The following is a 5,113-nucleotide window of genomic DNA, read 5'->3' on the forward strand; positions in this document are numbered from 1 at the left end:
TCAGCTCGCCCCTGCGCGCGGCGATCCCCCGGTCCAGGACCGCGACGTCGCCGTCGCTGGACAGCACCGAGCCGAAGCCGGCCTGGCGCGCGGCCTGGGCGGTCGCCCCGCCGACCGCGAAGACCTGCAGGCCCCGCTCGCCGCTGCGCGCGGCGAAGGCGCGCACGCCGTTGGCCGAGGTGAAGGCGAGCGCGGCGACGCCGGCGAGGTCGATCTCGACGTCCTCCACGTCGTGCACGGCCAGGAGGGGGGCCACCAGCGCGTCATGGCCCAGGCCGCGCACCCGCTCGGCGGTGGCGGCGGCGGCCGGCTGGGCGCGGGTGATCCAGATCTTCTTCCGACGGACGGGCATCGAGGCTCACTAAGGAGGCGAACCTTAAGCTTTGAACACCAGGGGCCCGGCTTACCAGCCCCTAACGAGGTCTAACGTCCCTAATGGCCGATCGCGTCGCCGGCGGCGGCCTTCACCGCATAGCCCAGCGACAGGCCGAGGTCGCGCGCCGACGCCTCCGGCTGGGCGAGCTGGGAAAGCTCGGTCTCGGCGGCGTGGCGGAAGCGCTGGCGTCCGTCCGAGGACAGCGCCTCGACGACCAGCTTCAGCGTCCCGTTCTGCATCCAGGCGTGGGCGCCGACGGCGGTCTTGCAGGAGGCTTCGAGCGCGGTCAGCGCGCCGCGCTCGGCCGCGACCGTGATCATCGTCGGCGCGTGCTGCAGCGCCTTGACCCAGGGCAGCTCGCAATCGCCCTCGCGGGTCTCGATGGCGAGCGCGCCCTGGCCGGGGGCCGGCGGGCACTCGACCGGATCGATCAGGCTCTTCGGCAGGTGGCTTAAGCCCAGCCGCTTCAGCCCCGAGCAGGCCAGCAGGATGGCGTCCACCTCGCCGGCTTCCAGCTTGGCGATGCGCGTGTCGACGTTGCCGCGCAGCATCTCCACGTCGAGGTCCGGCCGGCGGTGCAGCGACTGGGCCTGGCGCCGCAGGCTGGCGGTGCCGAGCCTGGCGCCCTGGGCCAGGTCCTCCAGCCGCTCGGCCGTCAGGCTCAGAAAGGCGTCGCGCGGATCCTCGCGCTCGGGCACGGCGGCGATGCACAGCCCCGCCGGGAGCAGCGCCGGCATGTCTTTCATCGAATGCACCGCGCAGTCGATGCGGCCGTCGAGCAGCGCCTCCTCGATCTCCTTGGTGAAGAGGCCCTTGCCGCCGATCTCCTGCAGCCGGCGGTCCTGGACGCGGTCGCCGGTGGTGGAGATGATCACCAGCGGGCAGGCGGTCTCGGCCTCCTCGGGCGGCACGCCCAGGCTGGCGGCGATGCGGCGCTGAATCTGGCCCGACTGGGCGCGCGACAGCTTCGAGCCGCGGGCGCCGATCCGGACGAGCGGTTGCGTGGGCACGGCGGGCGGTCTACCTCGAAGCGCGAACGACAGAAGGCCTGCTACAGGAGCAGGCCGCCCCCGGCAACCGATGAGCCCCGCCATCCGCCCACAGACCGTCCTAGGCCTCGAGACCAGCTGCGACGAGACCGCCGCGGCGGTGGTGCGCCTGGACGCGGGCGGGGGCGCGCAGGTGCTGTCCTCGGTGGTGGCCAGCCAGATCGCCGCGCACGCGCCCTACGGCGGGGTGGTGCCGGAAATTGCCGCCCGCGCTCACGTCGAGCGGATCGACGGGATCGCCGCCCAGGCGCTCAAGGACGCCGGGCTGGGCTACGACAGTCTGACCGGCGTGGCCGCGACGGCCGGCCCCGGCCTGGTCGGCGGGGTGATGGTCGGCCTCTCCTTCGGCAAGGCCGTCGCGCTCGCCCGCGGCCTGCCGCTGATCGCCGTCAACCACCTGGAGGGCCATGCGGTCTCGGCGCGGCTGGGCGCGCACATTCCCTATCCCTTCCTGCTGCTGCTGGTCTCGGGGGGGCACTGCCAGCTCCTCGCGGTGGACGGAGTCGGCGCCTGTCGCCGGCTGGGCTCGACCATCGACGATGCGGCCGGCGAGGCCTTCGACAAGATCGCCAAGACCCTGGGCCTGCCCTATCCCGGCGGTCCGGCGCTGGAGAAGCTGGCCGAGGGGGGCGAGGCCTCCCGCTACGAGCTGCCGCGCATGCTGCTGGGCCGCAAGGACTGCGACTTCTCCTTCTCGGGCCTGAAGACCGCCGCCGCCCGGCTCGCCGAAGGGCTCAGCGAGGAGGCCGACCGCCGCGACCTTGCGGCCTCGGTCCAGGCGGCGATCGCCCGCCAGCTGGCCGAACGCAGCGACCGCGCCATGGCCGCCTACGCCCAGGCGCACGACGGGCGATCCTTACGTTTCGTGGTGGCTGGCGGGGTGGCCGCGAACAAGGCCGTGCGCGCCGTGCTGGAGGCGACGGCGGCCAGGCGCGGCTTCACCTTCACCGCTCCGCCGCTCGCCTATTGCACCGACAACGCCGCCATGATCGCGCTCGCCGGCGCCGAGCGGCTGGCGCTGGGCGAGGCCCATCCGCTGGACGCGCCGGCCAGGCCGCGCTGGCCGTTGGACGAGGCCGCGGCTCTGGCCAACCCCACGCACCAGGCGGGCCGCAAGGGAGCCAAGGCATGAAGCGCGCAGGAGTGGTCGGCGGCGGCGCCTGGGGGACGGCGCTGGCCCAGGTCTGCGCCCGGGCCGGCCTGGAGACGGTGCTCTGGGCGCGGGAGCGCGAGGTGGTCGAGGGCGTCAATGCGGCCCACGAGAACGCCCTCTTCCTCCCGGGCGTGACGTTGGACTCCGCGGTCCGGGCCAGCGCCGATTTCGTCGATCTGGCGCGCAGCGACCTGATCCTGGCGGTCGCCCCGGCCCAGCACCTGCGCTCGACGCTGCAGGGCCTTGCGCCCCAGCTTGGGGCCGGCGCGCCGGTGGTGCTCTGCGCCAAGGGCTTCGAGCAGGGCTCGCTGAAGATGATGACCGAGGTGCTGGCCGAGGCTGCGCCTGGCGCCGCGCCGGCCGTGCTCTCCGGGCCCAGCTTCGCGGGGGAGGTCGCGCGCGGCCTGCCGACGGCGGTGACGCTCGCCTGCCCGGACGAGGAGCTGGGCTGGAAGCTCGCCCAGGCGATCGCCACCCCGACCTTCCGGCCCTACGTCGTCCAGGACATGGTCGGCGCCGAGGCCGGCGGGGCGGTGAAGAACGTGCTGGCCATCGCCTGCGGGATCGTCGAGGGCCGCGGCCTCGGCCGCAGCGCCCACGCCGCCCTGATCACGCGCGGCTTCGCCGAGATGACCCGGCTGGCGGTGGCGCTGGGCGCCCAGGCCGAGACGCTGGCGGGGCTGTGCGGCCTGGGGGACCTGGTGCTCACCTGTTCCAGCCCGCAGTCGCGCAACATGAGCGTCGGCATGGCGCTGGGCGGCGGCCAGAGCTTGGAGCAGGCGCTCGCCGGCAAGCTTTCGGTGGCGGAGGGCGTGGCCTCGGCCCCGGCGGTGCGCCAGCTCGCCGCCAAGCTCGGCGTCGAGATGCCGATCTGCCGGGCCGTGGCCGCCATTCTCGCCGGCGAGGCGGGCGTCGATGCGGCGATCGGGGAATTGCTGTCGCGCCCGCTGCGCGACGAACGCTGAACAGCCAGGAGTCCAAGGTGCCGCTTTTCATCCTGATCGCCACCGACAAGCCGAACGCCCTCGAGCTGCGGGTGGCGACCCGCCAGGCGCATATCGACTATGTGCGGGACTCCGGCCTGGTGAAGATCGCCGGCCCGCTGCTCGACGACGCCGGCGGGATGGCGGGTTCGATGCTGCTGATCGAGGCCGAGGACCTGGCCGCGGCCCAGGCCTTCGCCGCGGCCGACCCCTATGCGCTCGCGGGCCTCTTCGAAAAGGTCGAGCTTCGGCCGTTCAAGCTCACCCTTGGCGGCCTCTGACCCCGCGCGCCCGGCGGCGGGGGCCAGGCTCTGCGCCCTGGCCGAGATCGCCGATCCGGGCGCCAAGGGTTTCCGCTTCCGGGTCGGCGAGGCCCTGTTCGCCGGCTTCGTCGTGCGCCGCGGCGCGCTGGTCGCCGGCTACGTCGACCGCTGCCCACACGCCGGCTGGCCGCTCGCGGCGCTGGACGAGCGGTTCCTGACGCGGAGCGGCGAGCACATCCTCTGCTCGGGCCACGGGGCGCTGTTCGCGCTGGCCGACGGCGCCTGCGTCGCCGGCCCTTGCAGCGGCGCGCAGCTGGCGTCCTGGCCGATCGAGGTGCGGGACGGCGAGGTGTTCACGGCTTGAGCATCGAAATGCCCGGCCCAGGGCTTAAGGCCGGGGATCGCGCCTCCGGCGCCATAAACGATAGCCTTTCGGCGCGGGAGGCGATCACTGAGGCGGCTTCCGGGAGTTGGACGGAGCCAGAGCATGCTGCCGCGAGTGCGCGCAAACCGGCGCTGGCGTTTTGCGCTCGAGGCCGTCGGCGCCTTGGTCTGCGTCGCCGCCGGCCCGCACGTCGTTTCCGCCCTGGCCTCAACCGGCGCTCCGACGCCCGAAGCGAGACCGCGCGCCGCCGAGCCGTCGCTCTTCGCGCGCCGGCTCGCAGCCCTGGCCGCCAGCATGTCGACCCGGCCGTCCGCGCAGGGCCTGCCGGAGGCGGCGCCCGAAGCCCTCTCGCCGCAGGCGGCGCGGCTGCGGAACGCTGCGGTCCCGATTTCCGATGCGCCCAATCCGGCGGCGCAACCGTTTCAGCTCGAAGCGGCGAGCGCGCTCGACGAAGCCCGCGCCACCGACTGCATGACCGCCGCCGTCTACTACGAGGCCGGCCAGGAAAGCGCGGACGGCCAGAGGGCGGTGGCCCAGGTCGTGCTCAACCGGCTGCGCGACCCACAGTTTCCGAAGACCGTCTGCGACGTGGTCTTCCAGGGCGCCAAGGGCGCCGGCTGCCAGTTCACCTTTACCTGCGACGGCGCCCTGGACCACCCGCCGACGCAGGATGGCTGGGACCGGGCGCGCAAGGTCGCCGTCGCGGCGCTGCACGGCTACGTGATGAGGCAGGTCGGGGCCGCGACCCACTACCACGCCGACTACGTCGCTCCGCGCTGGGCGCCCTTGCTCGCCAAGGTGGCGCAGATCGGCCAGCACATCTTCTACCGCTGGCCTGGCGCGTGGGGCCAGCCTGCAGCCTTTACCGGCCGCTATATTGGCGAGCCGCGCGATCCGCTGTCGA

At 73.8% G+C, this 5,113-nt stretch carries 7 protein-coding genes; 5 read left to right on the forward strand and 2 right to left on the reverse strand.

The features are described from left to right. Nucleotides 1-352 (reverse strand): uroporphyrinogen-III synthase (locus VJS38_RS09250; RefSeq protein ID WP_324087861.1); only part of this gene is annotated, 352 nt, incomplete at its 3' end. 80 nt (nucleotides 353-432) lie between these two features. Next, nucleotides 433-1,386 (reverse strand): hydroxymethylbilane synthase, encoded by a 954-nt coding sequence (gene hemC, locus VJS38_RS09255; RefSeq protein WP_324087862.1) that lies wholly within the window; start codon nucleotides 1,384-1,386, stop codon nucleotides 433-435. 70 nt (nucleotides 1,387-1,456) lie between these two features. On the opposite strand from hemC, the gene tsaD reads away from it, so the two are divergent. The 5 genes from tsaD to VJS38_RS20995 all read left to right on the forward strand — a co-directional run. Next, the gene (gene tsaD / locus VJS38_RS09260; protein ID WP_324087863.1) at nucleotides 1,457-2,557 is read left to right on the forward strand and encodes a tRNA (adenosine(37)-N6)-threonylcarbamoyltransferase complex transferase subunit TsaD; all 1,101 of its coding nucleotides are present in this window, start codon (nucleotides 1,457-1,459) and stop codon (nucleotides 2,555-2,557) included. Then, nucleotides 2,554-3,543: an NAD(P)H-dependent glycerol-3-phosphate dehydrogenase gene (locus VJS38_RS09265; RefSeq protein ID WP_324087864.1), complete on the forward strand. Its 990-nt coding sequence runs from the start codon at nucleotides 2,554-2,556 to the stop codon at nucleotides 3,541-3,543. Before tsaD ends, VJS38_RS09265 begins: the two co-directional genes overlap by 4 nt. Before the next feature lie 17 nt (nucleotides 3,544-3,560). Next, the gene (locus VJS38_RS09270) at nucleotides 3,561-3,842 is read left to right on the forward strand and encodes a YciI family protein (RefSeq protein WP_324087865.1); all 282 of its coding nucleotides are present in this window, start codon (nucleotides 3,561-3,563) and stop codon (nucleotides 3,840-3,842) included. Further along, on the forward strand, nucleotides 3,775-4,188 hold the full coding sequence (locus VJS38_RS09275; protein WP_414692427.1) for a Rieske (2Fe-2S) protein: 414 nt from the start codon (nucleotides 3,775-3,777) through the stop codon (nucleotides 4,186-4,188). Before VJS38_RS09270 ends, VJS38_RS09275 begins: the two co-directional genes overlap by 68 nt. 561 nt (nucleotides 4,189-4,749) lie before the next feature. Further along, nucleotides 4,750-5,113: cell wall hydrolase (locus tag VJS38_RS20995; protein WP_414692428.1), on the forward strand; the 364-nt coding region annotated here is incomplete at its 3' end.

The sequence above is a fragment of the Phenylobacterium sp. genome (genome assembly GCF_035276905.1).
In the GTDB taxonomy this organism is placed as follows: domain Bacteria; phylum Pseudomonadota; class Alphaproteobacteria; order Caulobacterales; family Caulobacteraceae; genus Phenylobacterium.

Excerpts from the sequence above, each read along its gene's own strand:
- tsaD (WP_324087863.1), top strand. The coding sequence starts at position 1,457 with ATGAGCCCCGCCATCCGCCCACAGACCGTCCTAGGCCTCGAGACCAGC.
- VJS38_RS09265 (WP_324087864.1), top strand. The coding sequence starts at position 2,554 with ATGAAGCGCGCAGGAGTGGTCGGCGGCGGCGCCTGGGGGACGGCGCTG.
- VJS38_RS09275 (WP_414692427.1), top strand. The coding sequence starts at position 3,775 with ATGCGCTCGCGGGCCTCTTCGAAAAGGTCGAGCTTCGGCCGTTCAAGC.